Source organism: Paenibacillus sonchi (genome assembly GCF_016772475.1).
Lineage (GTDB): Bacteria > Bacillota > Bacilli > Paenibacillales > Paenibacillaceae > Paenibacillus_AQ > Paenibacillus_AQ sonchi.
In genome coordinates this window covers 5581985-5608687 of sequence record NZ_CP068595.1, presented here as the reverse complement: position 1 = coordinate 5608687, position 26703 = coordinate 5581985, and the positions used below count along the sequence as shown (strand labels likewise).

Annotated in this window: 24 protein-coding genes; 16 read left to right on the top strand and 8 right to left on the bottom strand. The window is 45.7% G+C overall.

The window, feature by feature from the left end; genetic code table 11:
* Positions 1–8: 8 nt before the first annotated feature.
* Positions 9–848, top strand: coding sequence for a carbohydrate-binding module family 20 domain-containing protein (locus tag JI735_RS36295; RefSeq protein ID WP_325175543.1), 840 nt, complete (start codon positions 9–11; stop codon positions 846–848).
* Between the two features lie 153 nt (positions 849–1001).
* On the top strand, positions 1002–1856 hold the full coding sequence (locus JI735_RS24995; protein WP_039836949.1) for a hypothetical protein: 855 nt from the start codon (positions 1002–1004) through the stop codon (positions 1854–1856).
* Positions 1857–2049: 193 nt separating this feature from the next.
* Here the strand turns inward: JI735_RS24995 and JI735_RS24990 are convergent, their stop codons facing one another.
* Positions 2050–2811, bottom strand: coding sequence for an ANT(4')-I family aminoglycoside nucleotidyltransferase (locus JI735_RS24990; protein ID WP_039836950.1), 762 nt, complete (start codon positions 2809–2811; stop codon positions 2050–2052).
* 218 nt (positions 2812–3029) lie between these two features.
* Between JI735_RS24990 and JI735_RS24985 the strand changes: the two genes are divergently transcribed.
* Positions 3030–3839 carry an AAA family ATPase gene (locus tag JI735_RS24985; RefSeq protein WP_039836951.1) on the top strand — a complete coding sequence of 270 codons (810 nt, stop codon included), beginning with the start codon at positions 3030–3032 and terminating at the stop codon, positions 3837–3839.
* A 141-nt stretch (positions 3840–3980) separates the two neighbouring features.
* Here JI735_RS24985 and JI735_RS24980 read toward each other — a convergent pair whose 3' ends face one another.
* Positions 3981–4574: a TetR/AcrR family transcriptional regulator gene (locus JI735_RS24980; protein WP_039836952.1), complete on the bottom strand. Its 594-nt coding sequence runs from the start codon at positions 4572–4574 to the stop codon at positions 3981–3983.
* A gap of 116 nt (positions 4575–4690) precedes the next feature.
* On the opposite strand from JI735_RS24980, the gene JI735_RS24975 reads away from it, so the two are divergent.
* The gene (locus JI735_RS24975; protein WP_039836953.1) at positions 4691–6109 is read left to right on the top strand and encodes an MDR family MFS transporter; all 1419 of its coding nucleotides are present in this window, start codon (positions 4691–4693) and stop codon (positions 6107–6109) included.
* 9 nt (positions 6110–6118) lie between these two features.
* Here JI735_RS24975 and JI735_RS24970 read toward each other — a convergent pair whose 3' ends face one another.
* On the bottom strand, positions 6119–6880 hold the full coding sequence (locus tag JI735_RS24970; RefSeq protein WP_051052009.1) for a helix-turn-helix domain-containing protein: 762 nt from the start codon (positions 6878–6880) through the stop codon (positions 6119–6121).
* 193 nt (positions 6881–7073) lie between these two features.
* On the opposite strand from JI735_RS24970, the gene JI735_RS24965 reads away from it, so the two are divergent.
* The 11 genes from JI735_RS24965 (at position 7074) to JI735_RS24915 (ending at position 22228) form a co-directional block, all read left to right on the top strand.
* Entirely contained in the window at positions 7074–8816 is a 1743-nt protein-coding gene (locus tag JI735_RS24965; RefSeq protein ID WP_233476052.1) for a glycoside hydrolase family 2 protein, read from the top strand.
* 108 nt (positions 8817–8924) lie between these two features.
* Entirely contained in the window at positions 8925–9587 is a 663-nt protein-coding gene (locus JI735_RS24960; RefSeq protein WP_325175542.1) for a class I SAM-dependent methyltransferase, read from the top strand.
* A gap of 214 nt (positions 9588–9801) precedes the next feature.
* On the top strand, positions 9802–12402 hold the full coding sequence (gene ppsA, locus JI735_RS24955) for a phosphoenolpyruvate synthase (RefSeq protein ID WP_202676547.1): 2601 nt from the start codon (positions 9802–9804) through the stop codon (positions 12400–12402).
* A 180-nt stretch (positions 12403–12582) separates the two neighbouring features.
* Positions 12583–13566: an alpha/beta hydrolase gene (locus tag JI735_RS24950; RefSeq protein ID WP_411829949.1), complete on the top strand. Its 984-nt coding sequence runs from the start codon at positions 12583–12585 to the stop codon at positions 13564–13566.
* A 181-nt stretch (positions 13567–13747) separates the two neighbouring features.
* Positions 13748–14431 (top strand): response regulator transcription factor, encoded by a 684-nt coding sequence (locus JI735_RS24945; protein ID WP_039836960.1) that lies wholly within the window; start codon positions 13748–13750, stop codon positions 14429–14431.
* A gap of 150 nt (positions 14432–14581) precedes the next feature.
* Positions 14582–15433 (top strand): sensor histidine kinase, encoded by an 852-nt coding sequence (locus JI735_RS24940; protein WP_233476051.1) that lies wholly within the window; start codon positions 14582–14584, stop codon positions 15431–15433.
* A gap of 101 nt (positions 15434–15534) precedes the next feature.
* Positions 15535–16473 carry a VanZ family protein gene (locus JI735_RS24935; RefSeq protein WP_039836962.1) on the top strand — a complete coding sequence of 313 codons (939 nt, stop codon included), beginning with the start codon at positions 15535–15537 and terminating at the stop codon, positions 16471–16473.
* Between the two features lie 24 nt (positions 16474–16497).
* Complete coding sequence (locus tag JI735_RS24930; protein WP_039836963.1) at positions 16498–17181, top strand: ABC transporter ATP-binding protein; 684 nt, start codon at positions 16498–16500, stop codon at positions 17179–17181.
* A complete protein-coding gene (locus tag JI735_RS24925; protein WP_039836964.1) occupies positions 17178–19763 on the top strand; it encodes an ABC transporter permease in 2586 nt (861 codons plus the stop codon). Before JI735_RS24930 ends, JI735_RS24925 begins: the two co-directional genes overlap by 4 nt.
* 190 nt (positions 19764–19953) lie before the next feature.
* Entirely contained in the window at positions 19954–21339 is a 1386-nt protein-coding gene (locus JI735_RS24920; protein WP_202676546.1) for a hypothetical protein, read from the top strand.
* Positions 21340–21361: 22 nt separating this feature from the next.
* A complete protein-coding gene (locus tag JI735_RS24915; protein ID WP_233476050.1) occupies positions 21362–22228 on the top strand; it encodes a hypothetical protein in 867 nt (288 codons plus the stop codon).
* A gap of 101 nt (positions 22229–22329) precedes the next feature.
* On the opposite strand, the gene map is transcribed toward JI735_RS24915, so the two are convergent.
* The 5 genes from map to JI735_RS24890 form a co-directional block, all read right to left on the bottom strand.
* Positions 22330–23076 (bottom strand): type I methionyl aminopeptidase, encoded by a 747-nt coding sequence (gene map, locus JI735_RS24910; protein ID WP_039836966.1) that lies wholly within the window; start codon positions 23074–23076, stop codon positions 22330–22332.
* Complete coding sequence (locus tag JI735_RS24905; protein WP_233476049.1) at positions 23051–23722, bottom strand: TetR/AcrR family transcriptional regulator; 672 nt, start codon at positions 23720–23722, stop codon at positions 23051–23053. Before JI735_RS24905 ends, map begins: the two co-directional genes overlap by 26 nt.
* 88 nt (positions 23723–23810) lie before the next feature.
* On the bottom strand, positions 23811–24494 hold the full coding sequence (locus JI735_RS24900; RefSeq protein WP_039836968.1) for a hypothetical protein: 684 nt from the start codon (positions 24492–24494) through the stop codon (positions 23811–23813).
* 1 nt (position 24495) lies between these two features.
* On the bottom strand, positions 24496–25365 hold the full coding sequence (locus JI735_RS24895) for an ATP-binding cassette domain-containing protein (RefSeq protein WP_039836969.1): 870 nt from the start codon (positions 25363–25365) through the stop codon (positions 24496–24498).
* 5 nt (positions 25366–25370) lie between these two features.
* Positions 25371–25739: a GntR family transcriptional regulator gene (locus JI735_RS24890; protein WP_039836970.1), complete on the bottom strand. Its 369-nt coding sequence runs from the start codon at positions 25737–25739 to the stop codon at positions 25371–25373.
* Positions 25740–25998: 259 nt separating this feature from the next.
* On the opposite strand from JI735_RS24890, the gene JI735_RS24885 reads away from it, so the two are divergent.
* Positions 25999–26703 carry an ABC transporter ATP-binding protein gene (locus JI735_RS24885; RefSeq protein WP_039836971.1) on the top strand — a complete coding sequence of 235 codons (705 nt, stop codon included), beginning with the start codon at positions 25999–26001 and terminating at the stop codon, positions 26701–26703.

Below are 26703 nucleotides of genomic sequence, written 5' to 3'. Positions count from 1 at the left end.
ATAACGCAATGGCTGGCCAAGGAGAGTATCTAAGAACCCAGGGCAATCAAACGATGCTGATAGAACGTGGAACCAAAGGGATGACGATCGTCAACCTGGGCGGGGACACCTATATCAATTCTGCCACCAATCTGGCAAACGGTACCTATGTTAACCAGGCAAGCGGAGGCGGTACGTTTACTGTCTCAGGCGGAAAAATCACCGGAAATCTGGGCGGCGGAAAGGTTGCTGTGCTGTATGAAGCTTCAGAAGACCCTAACGCCGCACTGAAAGTCCACTTCTACAAGCCTTCGAACTGGGGTACACCGAATATTTACTATTATGACGATACTGTGACTCCGCAGAAAGAAGGAGCGGCATGGCCGGGAACGGCGATGACCAGTGAAGGCAACAACTGGTATTCCTATTCCATATCTGGTTGGCAGCAGGCCAAAGTAATCTTTAATTCAGGCAGCAATCAGATTCCGGGATCCCAGCAGGCAGGTTATTCCGTAAGCGGTGAGAAGTGGATTAAGGACGGTACCGTTTCAAATCAGCAACCGGGTAACAGCAAAGTTCCCGTCACGTTTACCATTAAAGATGCCTCAACGAGTCCGGGACAAAATATATACATTGTCGGCAATATTGCCGAGCTCGGGAACTGGGATCCGGCCAAAGCCAGCGGACCGGCAAGCAATCCGAATTACCCGGATTGGACGATCACTATTGACCTTCCGGCAGGCAAATCTATTCAGTTCAAGGCGATCAAAAAAGACGGTAGCGGCAAAGTGGTTTGGGAGAGCGGTGAGAATCACACCTACACCGTGGCAGACTCAAATCCTGCAGTTCAGTTCAACTTCCAAAACTAATTGATTGATATCTCTAACCGGTACACTGAATATCGGCGTTCCGGTTAGGGTTCATTATTCTACTTAATGTAACATATTACATAATATTGTAATTGACCATTGTATGGTTAAGGTATATTCTGGATATATATGTCATTTAAAGGAGGACTTGAGGTGAGAAAATTGGATTTGGGCTGTATTGATGATATTGATGCACTATCAAAAATGCTGAAACTAGCGTTTTCCAATGAAGACTGGACCAATATGATTAGACTAGCGGACAGGCTTTATGAAGAGTCTGCTATCCTGTACCATTACCAGCTGCAACAACCAACTAAAAAGAACTCCCATAGCAGACCTTTGATATATTACATTGGATACTCACAACTTTGTAAGGGGGTTGCTTATCAAAAATTGAAAAAATTTAATTCATCAAGAGACTGTATTGAAAAGTACACGGATCTTTCTTGGATGAAAGGGGTTGAGGAAAATGAGAAGTATATCATAGAAGACTTCAGGATCTTTGCTTCAGGCAATACATTTACAGTGGATTTGATGGAAGGCAGGCATTCAGTTCTTGGCGATTACGTTCAGTATTTAAAGCAGTATCGAAGAGAGCTTGTTCCTGGAATGATCACTATACTTGAATATGCAATCAAAAATGATCTGTCTATTGATTGGGTATTAGCCGATCTTTCTAAGGAACTAGGGGAAATCGAACGCAATCCGGACAATAGTACGACAGCTAGATACTATACAGAATACTTGTATCTATTATCACTTTATAAGTATAAACAAGGTGATTATCATGATGCAGCAGAAAAAAATTTGGAAGCTTTGACATCAAGTGTTAAACTTGAAGATAATACAGCGTTCAAAAAACTGACAGCGCTCTTCGAGGCATTTAGGGAGTTCGCAAGCAATCAACAAGAACAGGTTTATAAATTGCAGTTAAAATCTATTTTAGAAAGGGTGTTAATGAATGAAAAAGACATTTCTTTCAGTACTATTCACAGTGGTTCTAATTAGTAGTTTTACAGCAACAGCCTTTGCAGCGGATCAGCAGACCAAGGGATCAACGGCAATCCATGCTAACATAGCAGTGGTTCCGCTGAATCACGGTGTCGATTACTAATTCATTGTTGTTGAAATACTAAAAAAGCCTTGCAGAGATGCAAGGCTTTTTTTGTTACTTCGATGCAGCATTCCAGTATATTACGAATCAGAAGGGTACAGAGTTAGAATAATTAATCATATAACCATGCTTTTTCGACCAGTCCATTAAACCATTCCAAAAGTGTTCACATGCATCAAGTATCCTTTGAGAGTCATAGAGGCGGCCCGACATCACAAATTGACAAAGTTCATCAAACCCACAAGGCTGATCTGAGAATAGTAAAGCTTCAGGCAATACTTGAGCAGCTGTTGTATAATATTGTTTATGGTGTAAACCTAAAATCATCGCACCCCCGGTTGCTATTTTTATAGCCAAAGCAGGCAAAAATGATTCGGGTCCTTGGATTTTTATATTTCTCAATTTACCAATGTATTCGTACATTTCCTCAACTAATGTTTTACAAACCGCTTCTTTAAAAATGGTGTTATCCACGGAACCTGCTTTTTGTCTTAGCTCTTCAAAGAAACCCTTCGGATCATAAATGGGGAGTATAGTGAAGAATTGTCCATGAGTAAGGGGCCAATCTTCTTCTACTGTAGTGGCTTCTTCCACAATATTTTCCTTATTATCAAGATTTATTTCTGCTTTCCAGTCACCTGATGTCCATTCATAGCTAAAACCGTCTTCTAGAGAATTTAATACACATTTAATTTCAATATCTGAAAAGGGACCATCTGTTTTTCTGGCTAAAGAACCATAGATACCTATAGCTTCAACATCTGCACCGTATTTCTCCAACAATTGATTTGCTAGTACATTGGCGATGTTCATTCTTTCTTCTCTTGTAACTTCTCTTGGTCCAATCATATACGTATCTCCTTTTTATTTAAAATATCGAATGAGATTATATAAATGGCCAAGGTGGACCACGGGCTTAACGGGGGACTTTTTCTGCTGTCATTTAATAACACCTCTCTTTATAGGTGATTTTATCTCAAACGTGGCTTTTTGCGCTTGTTTCCATTTGTGCATATCTGGATTTAAAATAGAGTTGAACTATTAAGACTGGCAGAGGGAGTGTAACAATGATTTATTTGAGAAGCTTTAAGCTTTCTGATTATACGGATCGAAATCCCAACATATACCCTGATTATGTATTTAAGCACGTGGCTGGAGAGGTGTTATTGTTTGATCGGATTACTGTGTTGTATGGCAATAACGGCAGCGGAAAATCCACTTTGCTCAATGTAATCTCTAACAAGCTAGAAATCCCGGGGGCTGAAAAAATGACAAGCTATGGGCATAGTATTTATGCTCAGCGATTTCTTGATTTTAGCAGCTATCAGCTTGGGTCTGACGGGCAAGAGCATGAAATCAGGCAGCTTCCAAAGGGAAGCCGATATATGAAATCTGAGGATATTTTATATGAAATCAAGAAGATACAGCAATCTTCCGTATTGCGTGAGGGAATCATGTATGAGCAGATTAACAAAGGAATGAGCAAGGCTCAGGCAGAACAATATGAGGCTACATATGCGTTTAAGAAGAAGCTGGATGACATTCAATTCTCACAGGAAAAATACTCTAATGGAGAAACGTCCATGCAGTTTTTTGAGGAATACCTGCAACCCGGGCAGTTGTATTTATTGGACGAGCCGGAAACGTCACTTTCTCCTGCAAATCAAATACGGATGGCAGAACAAATCAATGAGCTGGCACGATATTTTGATAGTCAATTTATTATTGCCACGCATTCTCCCTTTGTTTTAGGCACGTTGCATGCAAAAATATATAATCTGGATGCCAGGCCTCTTCAGACAGCAGAATGGTTTGAACTAGACAATGTACAATTTTTTTATCAATTTTTCAATAAGCATAAGCAATTGTTTGAATGAGGGTTGGACTGAGACAACTCTATTAGTTTTATACTGGGAGAGCACGATAAGGCCGCAGACCCGGGAAATGAATGAACGTATTCGTCAAACCGTAAACCATTCAAATATTTCTTTGTTATTGAAGAGGATCGGAAATAGGAATCACCGCTTTAACACAAGCGGCAAGTACACTTCGTCCACAATCTCAGCTATCGTCTGCTCAGACATAGGCTTATTATAAAGGATTATCTCATTGCGGGCCAAATCTGCCGGCAAAGTAAGCATCCGGGGTGTAACGGCTTCGGCCGATATCTCTCCCCGGTCTACGGCCCGCTGCAGCACAATTGTCATTGTCCTGTTATTACGTCCTTCGGGGAATATTAAGGATGCAAGCGGCATGGCCCCGATTTCCGTTACGAGCCCATAGAAAGCCTTCATCATCACTTCGATATTGTTCTGATTCATCGATCTAAGCACGCCGCAAACATCATCCCGCAGATTCCCGTAATCGGGTACCTCCTCCAGTGGCAAGGGCACGCGTTCCCGGATTGCCGCAAGTACAATCTCAGCACGGTTGGCCCACCGCCGGTAAAGTACGGCTTTGCTTGTTCCCGACCGTTCCGCCACTCCATCCATCGTAAGATTAGAATATCCCCGTTCTTCCAACTCTTCCCGCACCGCTTGCAGTATAGCGGCTTCCAGTTCTTTGCCTCTGCGTCTGGTTTTCAATTTATCTTGTTCTTGAGAAGTGGACATATTGTTCTCATACTCCTTAAAAAAATTCTTTGCGTTTCATATAGCAATAGTATATCATAAATGCAAATAAGATACTTGTAGTATCTTATTTGTGCAATCAAAGGGAGGTTTTCAACTTGCAGAAGCAAAGCTCTGAACCGTTTAAAGCGGTTGAACAGCAGGCGGCCGCAAAAAAAATGATGTGGATTCTAATGGTCGGCATGCTGGCCCCGCTGTTCGACACGACGATAACCAATGTTGCTATTGATACCTTGGTTCGGGAATTTAGTACCTCAGTGTCCACCATTCAATGGGTTATGACCAGTTATCTGCTTGCGCTTGGCATGGTCATTCCCATCACCGGCTGGGCGGTGGAGCGATTTGGGGGCAAGCCTATGTGGCTATTTTCACTTGGCATGTTCCTGCTTGGTTCCGTTCTATGCAGCCTGGCGTGGAACGTGGAGAGCCTGATTTTTTTCCGTACGATACAGGGGATCGGTGGGGGATTGCTGATGCCGATTATGCAGACCTTGGGAGTACGCGCCTTCAGAGGGGAAAATATGGGCAAAATGATGGCCACGGTCGGTTTGCCGGCGCTGCTTGGACCGATTTTGGGGCCAGTGCTGGGAGGCCTTATCATTAATCATCTGAGCTGGAGATGGATTTTCCTGGTGAATATTCCGATCTGCATCGTTGCCATCGTTATGGCGTGGAAGGGGCTGCCTAATGAAGAACGCGGAACCCGAACGCTGAGGCTAGACCTGCCGGGACTAATCCTGCTTTCCCCGGCCATCGTTCTCATTATTTACGGTCTTGGAGAAGTAAGCTCGAATCACGGTTTCGGCCATGCCACCGTTCTCGTTCCTGTTCTGGCGGGTTTAGCGCTTTTGGCTGTGTTTGTCGTTTACTCATTTCGCAAAGGAAAAGAAGCATTGCTTGATGTTAGGCTGTTCCGTGTACGATCATTAGCCGTATCTTCGATTCTGCTCTTTTTATCCGGCTTGACCACCTACGGGGCAATGCTTCTGCTGCCGTTATACTTCCAGCAAGTCCGCGGCGAATCCGTGCTTATCTCCGGTCTGCTGCTTGTGCCGCAAGGGATCGGGATGCTGCTGACAAGATCGCTTGCCGGCAAACTGACGGACCAGATCGGTTCGAGGCCCGTCGTTCTTGCCGGAACCTTGCTCACCTTGCTTGGAACATGGCCATTTACACAGCTTGGCGCAGATACGAGCTATTATTATTTGGGCGCAGCATTGATCGTGCGGGGAGCAGGATTAGGGGCAGTGTTTCTGCCGGTCATGGCTTCCGCCTATATTGGCCTGTCTTCACAACAAATCCCGCATGCCAGCAGCACCACCCGGATTATGCAGCAAATCGGCGGCGCCTTTGGCGCATCGGTTATCGCGATTATCTTGCAGAACGAATATAATTCGGTCATGTCACATGACCCGGCTGCTGTAGCTGTAGCGTTCGATCATGCGTTTATCTGGTCGATTGCCTTTTCTGCACTGGCGCTAATTCCAGCGGCACTTCTGCCGAGAATAAAAAGATAAATTCGAGAATTATTGCCCAACATCAGAGTTTTCCCTGTATTCACTTGGAGTTATTCCTACGAACTTTTTGAATTGCCGCATAAAATGTACATCGTTCTCATAACCGCAGATTCCAGAAATATGGCTGATTGCATATGATGTGTTCTTCAGCAAATAGGAGGCATAATCGAGTCTGTTCAGGATGATATCGTTAATTACCGGAATGCCAAAGATTTGTTTGTACATGTGCTGAAAATATGACCGGCTCATATTCATCTTATCCGCCAGGAACTCGACAGTATACCAGGTAGAAGGAGAACTGAAAACCTCATTTCTCAGGTTCAGGAACTGATCATAGTATTTACTGATCTGGTTGTGCGGCTCCAGATGATTTCGGATATCGCTAAGCTTCATGAACAGGCAGCGAATGGTGTAATCGATGATCTCATTGCGGAAGGTTCCGTTCTGGAGGTTCTCCCAATGAATCTCATTCACTTTTCTGGAAATATAGAAGGGGTCATATGCTTTGATTAAGGTATCCAGAGGGAGATTCAGCCGATCAAAAAAAGCATCTGCAGCCTCCATTTCAAAATGGAACCAGTCATGGACCAAAGGCCATTCGGCATCCCGGTAGAAATAGGGGCTGTTTTTGTTAAAAATAATGAAGGTATTAGGTTCAACAAACACAGTTTGCGATTGAATCCTAAGCTCCATTTGGCTCCGGAAGAATAAAAAAACGTAATCCCCGGAGCCGTCCGGGCGGTCGACTGTAAAACCCTCCGGATGAATCACATTATATCCGCACCGCTTTAGCTGTATCAGTGAATTCCACTCCCCAAAAGGATAATAGATCAGTCATTAGATAGGATAAATCATTTTCTTTCTCTAAACAAGATAGTAATCTGTGATAGGAAATACAGAATATACTTCAGTGATGAGAGAGAGGATAGGTGCTAAGATGCCTTCAGCAGCTACGAAATTTTATATGAAAAATTATCCGCGGCCCCAATTTGTACGGAGCCAGTGGCTGGATCTGAACGGGGAGTGGGATTTCAGTTTCGATGATGGCGAAGACGGTGTTGCGGAACGGTGGATGGAGCATTTTCCGGCTGCACAAAAAATCAACGTTCCCTTTACCTATGAAACCCGGGCGAGCGGGATCGGCGAGGAAAAATTCCATGCGCAGATCTGGTACCGCAGAAAATTGATACTTTCTCCAGAGGCGGAAGGGAAACAAACGATCCTGCATTTCGAAGGTGTGGATTACAAAGCCACCTGCTATGTAAACGGCAGTTTTGCGGGGGAGCATGAGGGGGCGTATGCCCGGTTTTCCTTGGATATTACCGGTTTGCTGGAGCAAGACGACGAAAATGAAATTGTGCTGAAAGTGGAAGACAGCGATAGCTGTCTGCAGCCCCGGGGCAAGCAGCGCTGGGCCGGACGGAATCATGATTCGTTTTATGTGCAGACAACAGGCATTTGGAAAAGCGTCTGGCTCGAACATGTCCATGAAACCCGTTTGGATACGGTGAAAATGACGCCGGACATCGACCGCCAAATGATCCGGTTTGATTTCCGCATGCACGGTACGAAAAACAAAAATGATCTCCGGCTGGAGACAGAAATTACATTTAAGGGTGAAACGGTAAGAAAGCTGAGCTTATCGGTGGACAGAGCGTGGCTGACGGCGGAAACCGGTATGATGAACGGCATTAACGGACCTTGGCTGCAAAACCTGTGGTCTCCGGACCATCCCAATCTGTTTGATGTGGAGTTTGTGCTGTATGAAGGAGATCGGGAGCTCGACCGGGTGGGCTCCTATTTCGGCATGCGCAAAATCTCGATCAGAGACGGACAAATCCTGCTGAACAATATTCCCCTGTACCAAAGATTGATTCTGGATCAGGGCTACTGGACTGAAAGTCATCTGACGCCTCCGTCCGAAGAAGCGCTGATAGAAGATATCGAGGCGATCGCCGGGATGGGCTACAACGGTTTGCGCAAGCATATGAAAATTGAAGACGCCCGGTTCCTATACTGGTGTGATGTCAAAGGTATGCTGGTCTGGTCCGAAATGGCGGCTGCTTTTGAATATAACGATGAGACTGTGGAGCGTTTTACCAAGGAATGGATTGAGGTTGTGCAGCAGCAGTACAATCATCCCTGCATTATTACCTGGGTGCCTTTTAATGAATCCTGGGGCATTCAGAATATTAGCCATGACGACCGGCAGCAAAAATTTACGGAAGGTATTTATTATTTGACCAAATCTATTGATCCATATCGTCCGGTCATCACCAATGATGGATGGGAGCACACTATTTCAGATATTTTGACTCTTCATGATTATGTGGAGCGGGGCGAAGATTTGTATAAAACCTACAAGGATAAAGACTCGATAACGGGCAGCAGCGGCACGTACAACGAGTGGAAATTTGCGTTCGCTCACGGCTACAGTTATAAAGGCCAGCCGATTATCATCAGCGAGTTTGGAGGGATTGCTTTCAGGAGCGAGCATGGCTGGGGTTACGGCAACCAGGTGGATAATGAGGAAGCTTTCCTGGAGCGGTTCGGCAGCATAACCGGAGCGATTAAAGCCATTCCGTTTATTTCCGGCTACTGTTATACGCAGATTACGGACGTGCAGCATGAGGTTAACGGTCTGCTTACCGAAGGCCGAAAACCGAAAGTAGCGCTGGAAAAGATCCGGGAGATTAATTTGGGATAGCTAAGTGCGATTAATGTTAATTGACTATCTCTGAATATCGCAATTATAATAAACAAATGAGCATTCATTCATATATTTTACTTAGGGGGATACATATGAAAACCAGTTTTGAAAAAGAGAGGCGTAAGAAATGAAAAAAGAACCGGTGTTTACATGAACAATAGCTGGAACAGAATCATTTATAAGCTTTGGGCACCTCTGTATGATCGGGTATTTAATTCAGGTGCTTTTGCCGGGGCGCGGAAGAAAGCTTTATCGGATCTTGATTTGAAACCTGGTCAGCAGGTATTGCTGGTCGGAGCCGGAACGGGAGCGGATTTGCCTCTAATCTCAGGCCGCAGCCTATCGGTCACTGCCATCGATCTTTCTCCGGCAATGCTGGCTGAAGCCCGTTCCAAAGTCAAGGAAGGCGAGAAAATTACATTTTTGGAGATGGACGCGCAAGATCTTCGTTTCGGGGACGAGACATTCGATGTGGTAATCGCAAACCTTATCTTGTCGGTAGTACCAGATGCGGAACGCTGCATGCAGGAAATCGTTCGCGTAACGAGCCATGGCGGTAAAATTGTTATATTCGATAAATTTGCGTCTAATGGACGTGTATCACCGGTAATGAAAGTACTGCGTCCGCTAATTTCAGTTCTCGGAACGGATATTGGCCGGGACTTTAATCTGCTCTTTCTTCCCTATAAGGAGCAGTTGTCCATTAAGGAGGAAAGTCCACTCCTAATGCGCGGGATGTATCGTAAAATTGTTCTTGAAAAAAACTGATTGGCTTCAAATCTGATATTTGGCTCAAAAAAAGAACCTGGAAAAGCTCCAGGTTCTTTTATATTGCACATGAACAAACACGATGATATAATCAAAACACGACCGTCGAAATCTGTATTTTCACAGATAACGCATCTTACACTCTAAGTGTACCATGCCGATTAACTCCTGTCAAATGTTTTTTCTCAATTTAATGGTGAGGAGAGGATGTTGAATGAGTTCTTTGGTTCTCGGTTTTCAGGAAATGGATAAAACGCAGCTTTGGCTCGTTGGTGGAAAAGGGCTCCATTTAGGGGAATTATCCAAAATTCAGGGGATACAAGTACCGGAAGGATTTTGTGTTACAACATTGGGGTACCAAAAAGCCATCGAACAAAACGAAACATATCATGCTTTGCTGGATCAGCTAACCATGCTAAAAGTAGAGGATCGGGTCCAAATTGGTGAAATCAGCAGGCAGATCAGGCAGATCATTACGGAAGCAGAAATCCCTTCCGATATTATGAAAGCAGTTGCTCAATATCTCTCCTTATTTGGCGAGGAATATGCTTATGCCGTGCGTTCCAGCGCGACTGCTGAAGATTTGCCGCATGCTTCTTTTGCCGGCCAACAAGACACCTATTTAAATATCATAGGCAAAAATGCGATCCTGCAGCATATCAGCAAATGCTGGGCTTCCCTGTTCACGGAGCGCGCGGTAATCTACCGTATGCAGAATGGATTCGGCCACAGGCAGGTTTATTTGTCCGTTGTCGTCCAAAAGATGGTTTTTCCGCAGGCTTCAGGGATTTTATTTACCGCTGATCCCATGACTTCTAACCGAAAGTTGTTATCCATCGATGCCAGTTATGGACTTGGAGAAGCTCTGGTCTCCGGCTTGGTCTCTGCCGATTGTTATAAAGTGCGGGAAGAGGAAATCGTGGGGAAAAGGATTGCAGCCAAAAAACTGGCTATTTATGGACGACAAGAAGGCGGAACTGAGACCCGGCAGCTCGATCCCGGTCTGCAAACGGCTCAAACACTTACCGATGGGGAAATTTTAGGGCTGGCACGCATCGGAAGACAGATTGATGCTTATTTCGGCCAGCCACAAGATATCGAATGGTGTCTGGCTGATGGTACATTTTATATTGTCCAGAGCCGGCCGATCACTAAGTTATATCCGATCCCTGAAGCGAATGATCAAGAGAATCACGTGTATGTGTCTGTCGGCCACCAACAAATGATGACCGATCCCATCAAACCGCTTGGATTGTCTTTTTATCTATTAATGACTCCAGCGCCGATGCGGAAAGCTGGCGGGAGGCTGTTCCTTGATGTTGCACCGATGCTGGCTTCGTCTGCCGGCAGAGAAACGATATTGAATACGCTGGGCCGATCCGATCTGCTTATCAAAGACGCGCTTATGACCCTCATAGAGCGAGGGGATTTTGTAAAAGGTGTACCGGATGATCAACCCGCACCGGACACCGTCAGAAGCAATCCAGATCCGCTGGCACAATTCCATAACGATCCGGCAATCGTCTCGGATTTAATCAAGCACAGTCAAGCGTTGATCGGACAGTTGAAACAAAACATTCAAACGAAGTCGGGACCAGCGTTATTCGATTTTATTCGGGAAGATCTCCAGCAATTAATGAAGTTCTTGACTGACCCGCAAAGTTTGAGTGCCATTATGGCCGTTATGAATGCTTCAAGATGGATCAATGAAAACATGAACGAGTGGTTGGGCGAAAAAAATGCGGCGGATACGCTTTCTCAATCTGTGCCGGACAACGTTACTTCGGAAATGGGGCTGGAGCTAATGGATGTCGCAGATGTGATTCGTCCCTATCCGGAGGTCATTGATTATTTGCAATATGCAAAAGCGGATAACTTTTTGGATGAACTCCATAAGTTTGACGGGGGACAGGAGACCCGTGATGCGATCGATGTTTTTCTCCAAAAATACGGAATGCGGTGCACCGGAGAAATTGATATAACAAGAACGCGATGGAGCGAAAAACCGAGTACGCTTGTCCCCATGATCCTGGGCAACATTAGAAACTTTGAACCTCATGCCGGCGGCTTGAAATTCGAACATGGGCGACAGGAGGCTATGGCCAAGGAACAAGAGCTTCTGGAACGAGTGAAGCGCCTTCCGGACGGCGAGATAAAAGCCAAAGAAACCAAACGAATGATCGACATTGTACGGAATTTCAGCGGTTACCGGGAATATCCCAAATACGCTTGGATGAATCACTACTTCATTTATAAACAGGCTTTGCTGAAAGAAGCCGAACGGCTTGTACAAGCGGGTGTGATCCATGAAAAAGAAGATATCTACCATCTCACTTTTGAAGAGCTTCACGAAGCCGTACGTACCCATAAACTGGATTATCAGATCATCAGCAAGCGAAAAGAAGAATACAAAATATATGACAAACTAACTCCCCCGCGTGTCATCACGTCTGATGGCGAAATTATTGCAGGCGAGTACAAACGGGAAAATCTCCCGGCGGGAGCTATTGTAGGTCTGGCTGTTTCTTCCGGAGTGATTGAGGGGCGGGCGCGTGTCATTGTAAGTATGGAAGCTGCTGATCTTGAAGAGGGAGATATATTAGTCACGACGTTTACTGACCCTAGCTGGACACCCTTGTTCGTCTCCATAAAAGGCCTGGTCACCGAAGTTGGCGGACTGATGACCCATGGAGCCGTTATCGCGCGTGAATATGGCTTGCCGGCAGTTGTCGGAGTGGAGAATGCCACCAGACTGATCGCAGACGGGCAACGAATTCGCGTGAATGGAACAGAAGGGTACATTGAAATATTGTAATCAATCTGTGTGTACACATACAGGATTGACGATGGGGGCGTTTACATCTTTCGGATGTAACGCCTCTTTTTTGTACTTGTTCATATTCCGTTCATATTGCCGTCACGAAGGGGACATCTTGCTTGATTACACTTTAAATAAGTCGCCAAGGCGGCTCTACAGATATAGGGACAGGAGAAGATGAACGTGACAAAAACGGTGGAAATAAAAAAAGCCGGGACCAAAAACCGCAAAAAACGGCACTTATGGTTAAAAATAGTTGGAGGTATTCTCGGGGCGCTTGTGCTGTTCATGGGCATCGTGTTTGCCGTTAATGTAATCAGTAACGGGGTCGAGAAAAAGAAAATCGAATCGTATGGCCAGTATGTCAATGTGGATGGGAAAAAAATGAATGTGTTCATTCAAGGCAGTGGCGAACAGACTGTCGTCCTCCTTCCGGGACAAGGAACCCAGTCGCCTGCGCTTGATTTCAAATTGTTGATCGATGAATTGTCTCCGGATTACAAAGTCGTAGCGATTGAGCCTTTCGGTTATGGGCTCAGCGACGAAACCGGGAAAGAAAGAACAACAGAGAATATCGTCAGCGAAGTTCACGAAGCTGTGCAGCAGCTGGGTATTGACCGTTACGTTCTGATGGGACATTCTATCGCAGGACTTTACGGAGTGTCCTATGTGAATACCTATCCGGATGAAGTTCTTGCATTTGTCGGCATCGATAGCAGCGTTCCTAATCAACCCGGCATGGATGTCAAATTGCCTTTGAAATCCATGCAGTTTCTTCAAAAATCAGGTCTGATGAGACTGTTCCAAAAAGTAAGCGGAGATCCATATAAGTCGCTTGCATTCGATGCGCATACCAAAGAACAGATGCGTTTGATTTCGAATCAAGTCGCGGTCAATTCAACGATGATGGATGAGCTCAGACACCTCGGTTCCAATTTCAAAAATGGGGAACATCTCACCTACCCTCATGAATTGCCGTTGCTTCTCTTCGTGCAAGCGAATAACGAGGACATTAAGCAATGGATTCCGCTGCATGAGGAGCAGGTCAAACAATCCGCACAGGGCAAAATGATCCCGATGGATGGTTCCCATTACCTGCATCATACGAAATTTAAAGAAATCGCCGAAGCATTCAAAGCGTTCATGAAGCAAATCCAATAGTATGATTGAACTGCGGTGCCGAACTCGGTGCCGCGGTTTCTTTGTTTTGCCTGGAATTGTAGAAAATAAAGCAGGCTAACTCAGCTGCGAAAGTTTATACTTACATTGGAGAAAAGAGTATTATAAGACTTTCAAACTTTTTGAATAATAAATTTAACCCAATCGTAAGGATGATCTGCATATGAAAATTTTATTAGTCGAAGATGATAAGACGATCGCATCGGGTCTCGAATATTCGCTGCAGCAAGACGGTTTTCCAACCGTTCTCTGCCATGATGTGGCCTCAGCGAAAAAGGTGCTCGCCGAAGACATCGATCAGTTCGCTTTATGCTTGTTCGATTTACAGCTTCCGGACGGAAGCGGCTATGAATTGTGTAAGATGGTGAAAGAGCGGCGGGACATTCCGGTCATCTTCTTAACGGTAATCGACGATGAGGTCAATGTCGTGATGGGGCTTGACATGGGAGCCGACGATTATATTACAAAGCCTTTTCGGGTTCGTGAGCTGCTCTCCCGGATCAAGACCGTATTGCGGAGATACCAGAAGCCGCCCTACACCATAGCGATCATAGACATCGGCAATGTCCGAATCCATACGCTGGAAGGCAAAGTGCATAAAAACGGCGCCGAAATTTCGTTGACCGCATTAGAGTATCGCTTATTGCTGATCTTTGGCAGCCACATTGGACAGGTTCTCACAAGGAATCAGCTTTTGGAGCAAATCTGGGACGTGGCCGGAGACTTCGTGAACGACAATACGTTAACGGTTTATATCAAAAGGCTCAGGGAAAAGCTGGAGGATGATCCAGGGCATCCGGTTTTGATCAAAACGATACGCGGTTTAGGCTATAAGGCCGGTGATTAGATGCTGCGTAACCGGGAAATTCAGATTTTATTGCTCATCATGGGCTCGATTAGCTTAACGTCGATCGTTGCGGCTGCTTTCATTTCGTCTATCGCGGCGGTGTTCGTTACCATTCTGTCCATTCTGCTTATTGGCAGCAGTTTATTATTCATGAGATGGAGATACCGCGAGCTAGAGAAGCTGTCCGTCTATCTGCGGGAAATTAGCAACGGCAATGATTCCCTTGACGTCCGTGATAATCAGGAAGGCGAGCTTAGCATTCTAAAAAATGATATTTACAAAGTGACGCTCATGTTATCGGAGCACAGGTCGTTATTGCACCGGGACAAACTTCAACTGACAGATGCCATATCCGATATATCGCATCAGCTCAAAACGCCGCTCACCTCCATGAAGGTTATGGCGGATTTGTTAAGCTCCCCTGACCTGCCTCCTGCCAAAAGAACGGAGTTCACCCATCATATCCGCATTCAGCTTGAACGCATCGATTGGCTTGTTTCTTCCTTATTAAAACTATCGAAAATGGACGCGAAGACCATCCAATTCAAAAAAGATCGAATCCCCGTGAAAAACCTTATCCAGAAGGCATTAGAGCCGGTTATGATTCCGATGGATATTAAGGGACAAACGGTTTCCATCGCGGGCGATGACGACATTTCTTTTGCCGGCGATTTCAATTGGACTGTCGAAGCGGTCATCAATATTTTGAAAAACGGCGTGGAACACACGCATGAAGGCGGAGCAATCACCATCACCTTTTCCGAAAACACGTTATTTACGGAAATCGTCATTGCTGACAACGGAAAAGGCATTCCGAAAGAAGATTTGCCTTATATTTTCAAACGTTTTTATAAAGGAAAAAACGCCGGCGAAGGGAGCATCGGCATAGGACTTGCGATGGCTCACAGCATCATTGCCAGCCAGAATGGAGTGATCGATGTGACGAGCGAGAGCGGGAAGGGGACGCAGTTCGTGATTAAATTTTATAAGCAAGTGATTTAGCGGCACTCCGAAAGTGACTGAATTGTCACCTCCATCGTCACTTGAAAGTCATTTTAGACAGATAAAATGATATTCATCAGCTAAACTATGGAGGTATGACAATGCATTTGAAGCAACAGCGGAAGATTATTTTTACCATTACCCTATTCTATACCCTTTTTATTCTTTATTATATGTTTCTCGCTTTCGGCAGAGCAGGTACTGTAGAGTACAATACCGAATACACCTTTATTTTTTTACCGGACGATTTTTTTAGGCTGCCGGGCCTATCGGATCTTCTACACCCTACAGTGATGGATCTTGTGGGTTTTGGGAACATCGCAGCTTTCATCCCTTTTGGCATATTGATTCCGTTGTTATACCGGACCAGCTTTATTCGATTCATGACATTGTTTATCCTTTCCATACTTGTACTGGAGACCCTTCAGGCATTAACTTTGCTCGGCAGCTTTGATATGAATGACGTTATTCAGAACTCATTGGGTGCAGCGGTCGGATTCGGGGCGTACAAAATAGGCTTTCGTTCAAAAAATATATGGCGAAACATTGCTGCTACTGGCATTTCTGTTGTTGTCCTTATGATCGGGGTTTGGGGAGGCTTCGGGCTGGTTGACAAAGCACTCACCAAAGAAAAAGGCCCCTTTGTGGCGATAAACGAATTGAAAGACAGCACCGGAAATCCTTCAGCGGGGACCAAACGATACCGTCTCAAAATTGGCGGTCAAGACGTAGAACCCCAATATAATGTGTTTAGCACCGAAGGCAAAAATAAGAAAACGTACAAATATAAGTTAGACAATAAGGAGGAGATGTATTTCTCCTTGAATTATGGAATTCCCGATCAAAAGGATTTCCATGGCAGCATCAGGGTTGCCGTCGATGGACATGAGTTCCTGTCCGCAGCTGCAGATTATCTACGCCATGAGTCGTATATGTCTGAAATTTTTCTCCAACAGGCAAATGAGCTTACGATAACCATTGAGGGAAATGTAGCCATGTGGGATGTTGGACTTAGAGAGATGAAATATTTCTGGAACTGAGCATCAGGGCAAGGAGTTATGACCATGGAAATTTTAAGAATCGAACATTTATCTAAAATATACGGCACAGGCGAATCGGCGGTGAAGGCGCTCGACGAGGTTTCTTTTTCGGTTCAAAAAGGCGAATTCATTGCGATTATCGGCCCGTCCGGTTCGGGGAAATCGACGCTTCTCCATATGCTGGGCGGCGTGGACCGGCCGTCTGGGGGTAAAGTTTTTGTTGAGGATACGGACATGTATGCCTTAAATGAAACGCAGCTGGCCATCTTCAGACGCAGGCAAATCGGCCTGATCTACCAGTTTTTCAATCTGCTTCCCGTCCTGACGGTGGAGGAGAATATTACGCTGCCGCTCTTGCTGGATAACCAAAAGGTAAATAAAAAGCAGTTGGATGGCCTTGTGCATACGCTCCATTTGCAGCATCGGTTAAACCACCTGCCCAATCAGTTATCCGGCGGACAGCAGCAGCGGGTCTCAATTGGCAGAGCGCTTATCGGCAATCCTGCGATCATGCTGGCAGATGAACCAACCGGGAATCTGGACAGCAAGAATAGCAGCGAGATCATCGACTTATTAAAAATGTTGAATAAAACCTATCATCAGACGCTGATCGTGATTACGCATGACGAACGAATCGCCTTGCAAGCCGACAGGATCATTTCGATTGAAGACGGGAGGATTGCCAAAGACGAGGTGATCCGGCGATGAACATTGTCAATACACTAACCATCCGGCATCTGAAGCAAAATAAAAAACGAACGCTATTAACCATCATCGGCGTCATCATTTCGGTTGCCATGGTGACTGCTGTCGCTACGCTTGTTTTTTCCTTTTCCGATTTAATGATCAGGCAAGTCATTGCGGATTCAGGGGAGTGGCATGTCCAATATCAAGATGTAACCAAAGAACAGCTCGCGGCGATACAGAGCGATGACGTAACCAAAACCGTTGCGATCACAAAAGATCTTGGCTATGCCCTGTTAGAAGGGGGACAGAATCTCAATAAACCGTACTTGTTCATCAAGGAATATAATACACAAGGTTTCGCGCAATTTCCAATTGAATTAAGCAAGGGGCGTCTTCCGCAAACGGACAAGGAAGTCGTTATATCTGAAGCCGTTGCAACGAACGCCAAAGTGAAATATGAAATCGGCGATCGTCTAACCCTTCGTGTAGGTGAACGATTCGAGCAAGGGGGCGATCATCCCCTGGATCAGACGGAAACACTGCGTAGGAAAGACGGCACATTGACCGAAACATTGCAGCATTTAAAGTCAAGGGATTATACGGTGGTGGGCTTCATCAAACGTCCCGTATGGGAAACAGCTTGGGCCCCGGGTTATACGGTCCTTAGCTATATCGATGAAAACATCATCGGTGCAAACGATCGGGTCAATGCGGCGGTGGTCTTGCAGAAAGTCAATCCGTCCTTGTTCGCTCATGCAGAAAATTTGGCTAAGAGGAACCATATCGAGACGGTCCAATATAATAACGATTTGTTTCATTACTACGGCTTGTCCAAAAGCAAAGCCTCGTACAGCATGATGTACTCCTTAGCGGTGATTCTGATGGCGGTCATTATGATCGGCTCGGTTTCGCTCATCTATAATGCTTTTGCAATATCCGTCTCGGAACGTTCCCGCCATTTAGGGATGCTCGCGAGCGTGGGGGCTACGAAAAGGCAGAAGAGGAATTCAGTGCTTTTTGAAGGAGTAGTCATCGGCTTGATTGGCATTCCCATTGGCATCCTGTGCGGTCTTGCCGGGATTGGGATCACCTTTTGGTTCATGAACGCCAAGATTCAAGAGGCATTATGGACCAATGAACAGCTGGTGCTCATCGTCACGCCGTTATCGCTCTTGATTATCTGTGTGGTCTCGATGTTGACGATTTTCATTTCCGCGTATCTCCCGGCGATCAGAGCATCCAAGGTATCCGCCATGGACGCGGTTCGCCAAACAACCGACTTAAAGCTTACGGCCAAGGCTGTAAAAACGTCGAGGTTCATTCGCAAGCTCTTCGGTATTGAAGCGGAAATCGGGCTGAAAAATTTAAAAAGGAACAAACGGAGATATCATGCCATCGTATTTTCGCTCGTCATCAGCATCGTTTTGTTTTTAACGGTATCGTTTTTTACTACCGGCATGAAACAATCCCTGGATCTGTCGCAAGAAGGCGTCAATTTCGATATTGAAGTATCGTACAGCAATGGAAAAAGAATAGACGACCGGTTGATACAATCAATTGTCTCCCTGGATGGCGTAAAGGAATACAACCTGATTCACGAGCTGTCTAAGAACGCTTGGGTTGATGAAGCGTTCATCGCCGATGAATTGCAAGAGAAGGTTAAGAAGGATAAGAGTTTACTGCAAGACGGAAAATATCCTTACGAAATTAAGATCCATGCATTGAACGATTCGGGTCTGCAAGCCTATGCCAAAACGGTCGGCGCAGATTACGAACAGCTCACGGATCCGGATCATCCCGCCGCGATCGTGATGGATACGATCCATTACAAAGATATGGATACGGGAAAATATGTCCGGACGAAGGCCATGTATACGAATGTCGGCCAAAGCATCGAATTAATGAATTTCTATAATGGGAGAAAAGCGGAAATAAATAAAGTTTCCGTTGCCGCTTTGACGGATCAAGCTCCTATGGGGATGAACACGATAGGAGTAGGCGGGTTAAATATCATCGTTTCGGAGCGCGTCATGAATCGATTGGCAGACGACGAGGACATAGCTAGCGTTCAGACATACCTCCATTTGAAAAGTACGGAACCGATGACAACTCAGCAGGAAATCGAAGAGATGCATGAGACCAATCTGAATGCCACCAATTCATATCAATCCAGAAAAAGCGAAGAACAACAGATTCTATTGATGTCTGTCTTTTCTTATGGTTTTATCGTATTGATTTCAGCGATTTCCATTGCGAACATTTTTAATACGGTCTCGACGGGCATATCCCTTCGAAAACGGGAATTTGCGATGCTGAAATCCGTTGGCATGACCCCAAAAGGCTTTGCGAAAATGATGAACTATGAAAGTATTTTTTATGGGGTCAAGTCGCTGCTCTTCGGTCTCCCCGTCAGTTTCGTCGTGATGTATCTGATCTATAGGGCATTTGCGAACAAATTTAGCTACGGGTTCACCCTCCCTTGGATGAGCATTCTTTCGGTCATTGTCGCCGTATTTGTCATTGTCGGTTCTGCGATTGTTTATTCCGGTGCGAAAGTAAAAAAGGAAAACATTATTGATGCATTAAAGAAAGAGAATATATGATTAGGGAGATATTTATGTTCGTAAAGCATGCCTTTATAGCCTCAGAGCAAACCACCCGTTTGACGGGTGGTTTTGATTTTATCAGTACAAGTATTCTATCAATTGATTATTGTTGTCCAAATTTATAAAATGGAATAAATAGAGAGGATAGTTCGATACTACCAACATGAATTAAAGGGAGAGAAATAGAATGAAAAAAAAGCGGGCGCTATCTCTCGCCAATTTGGTGTTTTTGATTCCAGTAATATTGTTAAGCTTTTTCATGTGGAACGATTACAAAAGATATATTGAAAATATTGATGACTATTCACCATCCCTGGAGCGCACCTATATGCTGGATGGGGGGAAGAAGTTGATTGGCTTTTCAAACGATGACCGGTTTGGTGAACAATACGATGTTTATCTTTTTGATACCGGTACGGAAACCATAATTAAAAAGACTACTATACATACCAATTTCCAAGCCGGACTAGGGCCAGCGGCTTATCAGCAGGAGGGAATCATCATCCCAACCTACGACGATACCTTAGGGCTGCAATTGAATTACTTCCACTCCACAGGCGAGGTTGAAGAGTTGGCTCAGGGAACGATGCACATTCCATCCGCATGGAGTTCAAATGTTTATTCCTGGCGCGGCAGACTCATTGTAGCCGGGGAATCACCAGGTTCTGAATGGTATGTAGCTCAGGTGAAGGACGGAAAGTTAGATAAAGTGAATTTAGGCGAAAAGGGTCTGCTTCCGGCCAGGCCTGTTCGGGTAGATGAAGTGCATGGGAGTTTTAAGAACGACCAGGCCGTTCCAATGTTTTCAGTGAGTCTAAAGGACGATAGAACTGCATTAGTCAGCGGGATACTAGACAAAAAAGGTGATTTATCGGTGCTGCTCGAGAAGAAGGATGAAGGGACATTTGCTGCACAGGAGCGGGCTGGCGCTCAGTTCGCCAAAGCCTTCGGTTTCAATAACGCCAAGCTGGTACGCGAAAATGGGAACTACCCTGAAGAAGCATCATTTTATAACGCGAACGAGAAACAATGGGGAACTGCGGTTCCTACGCCAAAGCCGGTTTATCAAGCCCGTGTATTCTTGTTGAATGACGAGGAACTCCTGATCGCCGGATCTACTGCAAAAGATGAATTAAATGGAACTGTTATTGGATATGTATTCAATGAGAAATCCGGAAAATTTCAAGATGCCACCGTTCTTTTGGAGCAGCTGAACTACGAAAATTTGGAAAATAGCGAGACTGAATTCCACAAGCAATTGGGCAGTGACATCCTTTACTATCGCGGTGGAGACCTTGCGGCAGGTTATGTTGATATGAACATCCAAAAGGCTAAGGTTCTTCCCAACGATCAGGTCGAAGGATGGATGGTTACAAAAAATGAAACCAAGGTCTCGATGCAAAGCTTCTGGAATTATGCAAAGCAAGGTGGAGCGATCATTATTAACTGGGCGGTCTGGGTCTTTATCAATCTAGTCTCATTCCTGAGGCCTCGCAATCGCCCCTCGCATGTTAGTGAGATCAAGGATGAAAAAAATGAGAGCTGGCCAGCTTATTCAGGCCCGGATTATTGATATGCAGGAATCGGGTCTCTATGTGAATGAACAGCCGCAGGTCCGGTTTATTGTTCAGTTCGAGGATGAAGGTCAAATGAAAGAGGTGGAGATCAAGCAGGTTATCTCTTATCTGAATCCTATTCAAATTGGTGATACAGTAACGATCAGTTATAACCGAAAGAAACACAAGGCTGTGTTCATCACTGAAGAGGATCTTAAACATGCGGCGCAGGAGTCGAAACCGGTATTTATTGATGCGGTCCTAACCCGTATCGAACGTTATGGAAAAGTGAACCGGGGACAAGCCCTTCAGCTTCACTTCACAGCCGAGGGACGCGATTATCCGATACCGGTCGTTCAACCATTCGGATTTGAATATCGTTCTGGTGAACGGGCGAACCTTATTTTGATTCAGGGAATGGCGAGAATCTTCAGGTATGGCAATGAGGGAACAGTTAAGGCATCGGACCAACTTTCTCTGCAGGGTGAAATAATCCGCATGCAGAAAATGCCGATAATCATTGAAAATAAGCAGCTCATGCTCCTGGAAGTCATGATTTCCAGAGGAGCGGACCGAATCCGTAAAGCCAATAGTCTCTTTGTGCCAGAAAACCTGTCCGTAAATGTGGGTACAGTTATTCCAGTCACCATGGAAATGGACGATTTACAGAAGGAAACCCGGTTACTTCAAGGTAAGCAGGGAGCGGCTAAAGTGCTCACTGTTCATTTTGAGGGAACAAAGGGAGAACGGCCGCTAGCCAATATTACCGCAGAAAAGGACGGAGTTATCTACCACATTAAACAGACAATTGAGCCAGTATATGGTGTAGAGGTTGGAGATGAGTTGTGGATCGCTTACGATGAAGGTACGCAAGAAGCCATGATTATTAACTATTCTTCAAGGTAGTAAGATCAATTGAACATTAGAGCTATAATGAAGGAAATAAGCCTGCCGCTCCGGCAGGCTTATTTGGCTCATTGGTGACACTAATGGGTGCCTCTAATATTCTATTGCGCAGTCAGAATCTGTGGACCTTCAGCCGTGATGGCGATCGTATGCTCGTATTGGGCGGCGAGCTTACGGTCCAGCGTCCGCGCAGTCCAGCCGTCCGGATCAACTGTCATGTAGTAGGTACCTTCGGTGATCATGGGCTCAATCGTGAACACCATTCCTTCCTTGATGCGTGGGCCTTTGCCGGGCTTGCCGACATGCATATAAGTCGGCTCCTCGTGCAGGTCGCGGCCGATGCCATGGGCGAGAAGGTCGCGCACGACGCCGAAGCCATGCGATTCTGCATGCTGCTGAATCGCACTCGTCACGTCGCCGAGCCGATTGCCGGGCTGCGCCTGCGCGATGCCGAGGTCAAGGCATTCCTTCGTGACGCGGATCAGCTTCTTGGCCATCGGCGAAATCTCCCCGACCGCATAGCTCCAGGCCGAATCGCCGAGCCACCCATCGAGTTCCGCGACCGTGTCGATCGTCACGATATCGCCTTCCTCAAGTGGCTTATTGCTGGGGAAACCATGTGCGATCACATCATTGACGGAGGCACAGGTCGCATATTGATATCCCTTGTACCCCCTCTGGTATGGCTTTGCGCCGTGCTTCAACATAATGTCCTCGAATATGCGTTCAATCTCATTAGTTGTAATACCCGGTTTGATAAGCGGGGCGATTGTACGATGGCATTCAGCCACCACTTGGCATGCCTTACGGATAGCCTCAATTTCATGCTTGCTCTTTAATATGATCATGTTCGTACTCCTTCGTAATAGCTTGCATAGCGAGTCGGGCGATTCGATCGATATCCAGGCCGGAATTGCCCGCATAGTAGTACAGCCCACAGCAACCTACCAGCACGGCAAGCATATGGTCGACACTGTCGTCTTCGCACCGGGCGATCAGTTGAAGTGGAACGTACAGCCGTTCCATAAATCGGATCTTGGCGTGATGCCGCTCCTTCTCAGGCAAGCCTGCATAATGTTCAGCCGCCATTTTATAGACGAGATATGCGCGGGCATCTGACTGCCACAGCCGGAGCAGGGCTTTGCAATACATCAACAGCTGCCTGTCATCCGGGGAGCTGCTGCTGATGTCCACCCATTCTGCGCTAACTTGCTCGCACTGCTCGAAACCGCTGTCCAACACATCTTCTATTAATAAATGCCGGTTGGGGTAATAATGGTATACCGTGCCGTAACCAAGTCCTGCCTCGCGGGCAACGTCGCGAATATCAAAGCTGCCGCCAGTGCGAAAATAGGAGCGCGCAGCCACGTCCAGGATCTGTTCTCTGCGCTTAATGCGTATGAGCTCATTCTGCTCTTTGGTACGGGGACACATGGGCGTGTGAACCTCCTTATATAGACCTGCAAATTTGTCGATATAAAGATAGTAACGCATGGGGGGAGAAATGCAATGATCTGTTGGCCTTAATTGCACCCAGTGCGTTTTTTCTATTTTATACCAAAAAATCCGGTGTAATCATTTATCAATGAACCCTCACCCTTGTGAAAAGCCATCCGCCTGCCGCAAATAGAAGATAAAGCAAGAGGTTGAATCCGACGCCTAACAGAAGTGAATCATTCAACAGCAGAATTTTAAAAAAAGAGGCGATAAGAATCCTCAGCGAAGGAATTGCCGTTCCGACCGGGATGGCCGTGAGAATCAACGCGGATAACAGCCAGCCTACAGGGTTGGAAAACCCTGATACCAGCGTGCTCAGAAGTGCCATGGACATCAGGTAAAAGGCTGTCTGATAGAGGAATGAGCCTGCAAAACCAAAGTCATTCCAATGAAAGGCATCGACTAAGTCAACGGCACTGGCATAGTTGTGAAAAACATGGATTTGCAGCATGATCCACAGGGAATTTATCAAAGCAACGGCTGCAGCCCAGACGGCAAATACTGCATGCAAACCTTGGAAATATTGCTTTCGGCTAGCACCCAGATGAACGATCCGTTTGAAATAACTAAGCGGCAGCGCGATGGCCATTAGCGGCAATAGCAGAATGAGCATGTTGGTCTCCGAAAGACGGGATACTCCTCTGCTGTCTGTAAGTGTTGTAACGATAAGTTCAGCAGTTCTGCCAAGCACGATGATCATCAGGACGAACCAGATATACATTTTGAGTTGTCTGTAAGTTGCCACTAAGTGAACGGTCAAAGTACCCAATTCAAAGCCCTCCTTCGATCAAATACAGGAATAACTTTTGAAGACTCAATGTTTCGATCGAAATGTTCTGCTCGCGGGCTTGCCGCATGTCTCTTTCATCCAGTTTTTCATAAATAGCTGCAAGCGTACCCCTTCCATAGGCCTCATGATATAAAACGCGCTTACCTGCCATAAATGAAAACACAGTCTCCGAATTTCCCCGAACGAGATAAGCGGACATCCGTATTTGCTCCATATCATCCTGAAGCAGGAGAGAGCCTGATTCAAGGATGAAGATTTTTTCGGCAACCGGTGCAATTTCGTCAATCAAATGCGTAGACAGCAGAATTGTGCGCGGATGGTTGGCGTAATCCTCAAGCACCGTCTTGTAGAAGCGTTCCCTCATCAAAACATCCAGCCCCAGAACCGGCTCATCGTATAAGGTGAGCTGCGCCCGGCTGGCAAGACCGATAATATTGCCGATAAGCGACCGGGTGCCGCTTGAAAGTTGGCGAATCTTTTTGTCCGGATCGATTAGAAAAAGGTTGAGCAGCTCGCGGGCGTAGGTCCAATCCCATCGGGGATGGAAAGACGCGGCAATCTGCAAAGTCTCCATCACCCGCGCACTCCCGAAGTGCCGATATTGATCGCGGACATAACAAAAATCCTTCGGCGGTTCCCCTCTGCCTAGCTTCTTTCCGCTAACTTCAATCGTACCGGAATCCGCCGCAATTCCGCCCGCAATGGTGTTTAGTAAAGTGGTTTTTCCGGCGCCATTTCGTCCTAGCAAGCCGTATATCACATTTTCTTCAAACTGCAAATCCAAATTCCGCAATGCAAGGGTAGGGCCGTAGGATTTGGTTAAGTTGCCGCAAGCCAAAGCTATACTCACGGATTTCAGTCCTTTCTCAACTGTTTGATCATGTCAATGATTTCTTCGGTTGTCAGTCCGAGCTTGTCAGCCTCGTTCAGCAGATCGAACAACAGCTCCTTATAAAAACGATCTCTTCGCTTAAGCTGAATCTTTTTTTTGGCATCGGCAGCAACAAACATACCCAGTCCTCTTTTTTTGTACAAAATTTCATCATTGACGAGCAAGCCGATCCCTTTAACCACAGTTGCCGGATTGATCTGAAACAGTTGGGAAAACTGGGCCACGGACAGGATCTGCTCGTCCACGCGGAAGGTGCCGTTCAGAATATCATCCTCGATGATATGAGCGACTTGTTGGAAAATCGGTAAATTATCTTCGAAAGTGATGGTCATGGCTTCACCATTCGTCCTATTAGTATGTTACTCATCCAACATACCATAAGGGATGGTAAAAAGAATGTCAATTGTTACGATTTTTCATACCTTTTAAAGCGTTCGCCTTATAGGAACGCACGATTGCATGTTGACAGTTAAATATTTGTCCATTACAGTATGCTACATGAGTAACATACTAACATACCATACATCAAAATAATAGTCTGAGAATTGTACGGATGAACATCCGTATAGACAATCGAAGGAGATGGAAGAAGTGAAAAAGTTGATTGAATTCAAAAATGTCACAAAAGAGTACAAGGTAGGGGAGGTGCCGATCAGAGCGTTGGACGGTGTTGACTTTTCCATAGCGGATGGAGAGTTTGTAGTCGTCCTGGGGGCAAGCGGAGCAGGCAAAAGCACGATACTCAATATATTGGGTGGCATGGATACGGCTACCTCAGGCCAAGTATTTGTCGGCGGTCAGGAAATCACAAAATTGAACGAAAAGAAATTAACCCGGTATCGCGGCGAGAAGGTTGGTTTTGTTTTTCAGTTCTACAATTTAATCCCGAATTTAAATGCTTTGGAAAATGTCGAATTTGCCGTTGAGATTTGCAAGGACCCTCTGGATGCCAAAGATATTTTACGGAAGGTGGGGTTAAGCAACCGGATCAAAAACTTCCCTTCCCAGCTCTCCGGAGGCGAGCAGCAGCGGGTGGCGATAGCTAGAGCGGTTGCCAAAAATCCGTTGCTTCTGCTCTGCGACGAACCCACCGGTGCACTGGATTATGTGACAGGCAAGTCCGTATTAAAGCTTCTTGAAGACTTAAACAAAGAGACGAAAAAATGCGTTGTTCTGGTCACGCACAATTCAGCGTTTGCGCTGATGGCGGACAAAGTCATAAGGGTGAAAAGCGGAAAAATTGAAAGTATTACAATCAATGAAAACAGGCAAAGCGCCGAAGGGATTGAGTGGTGA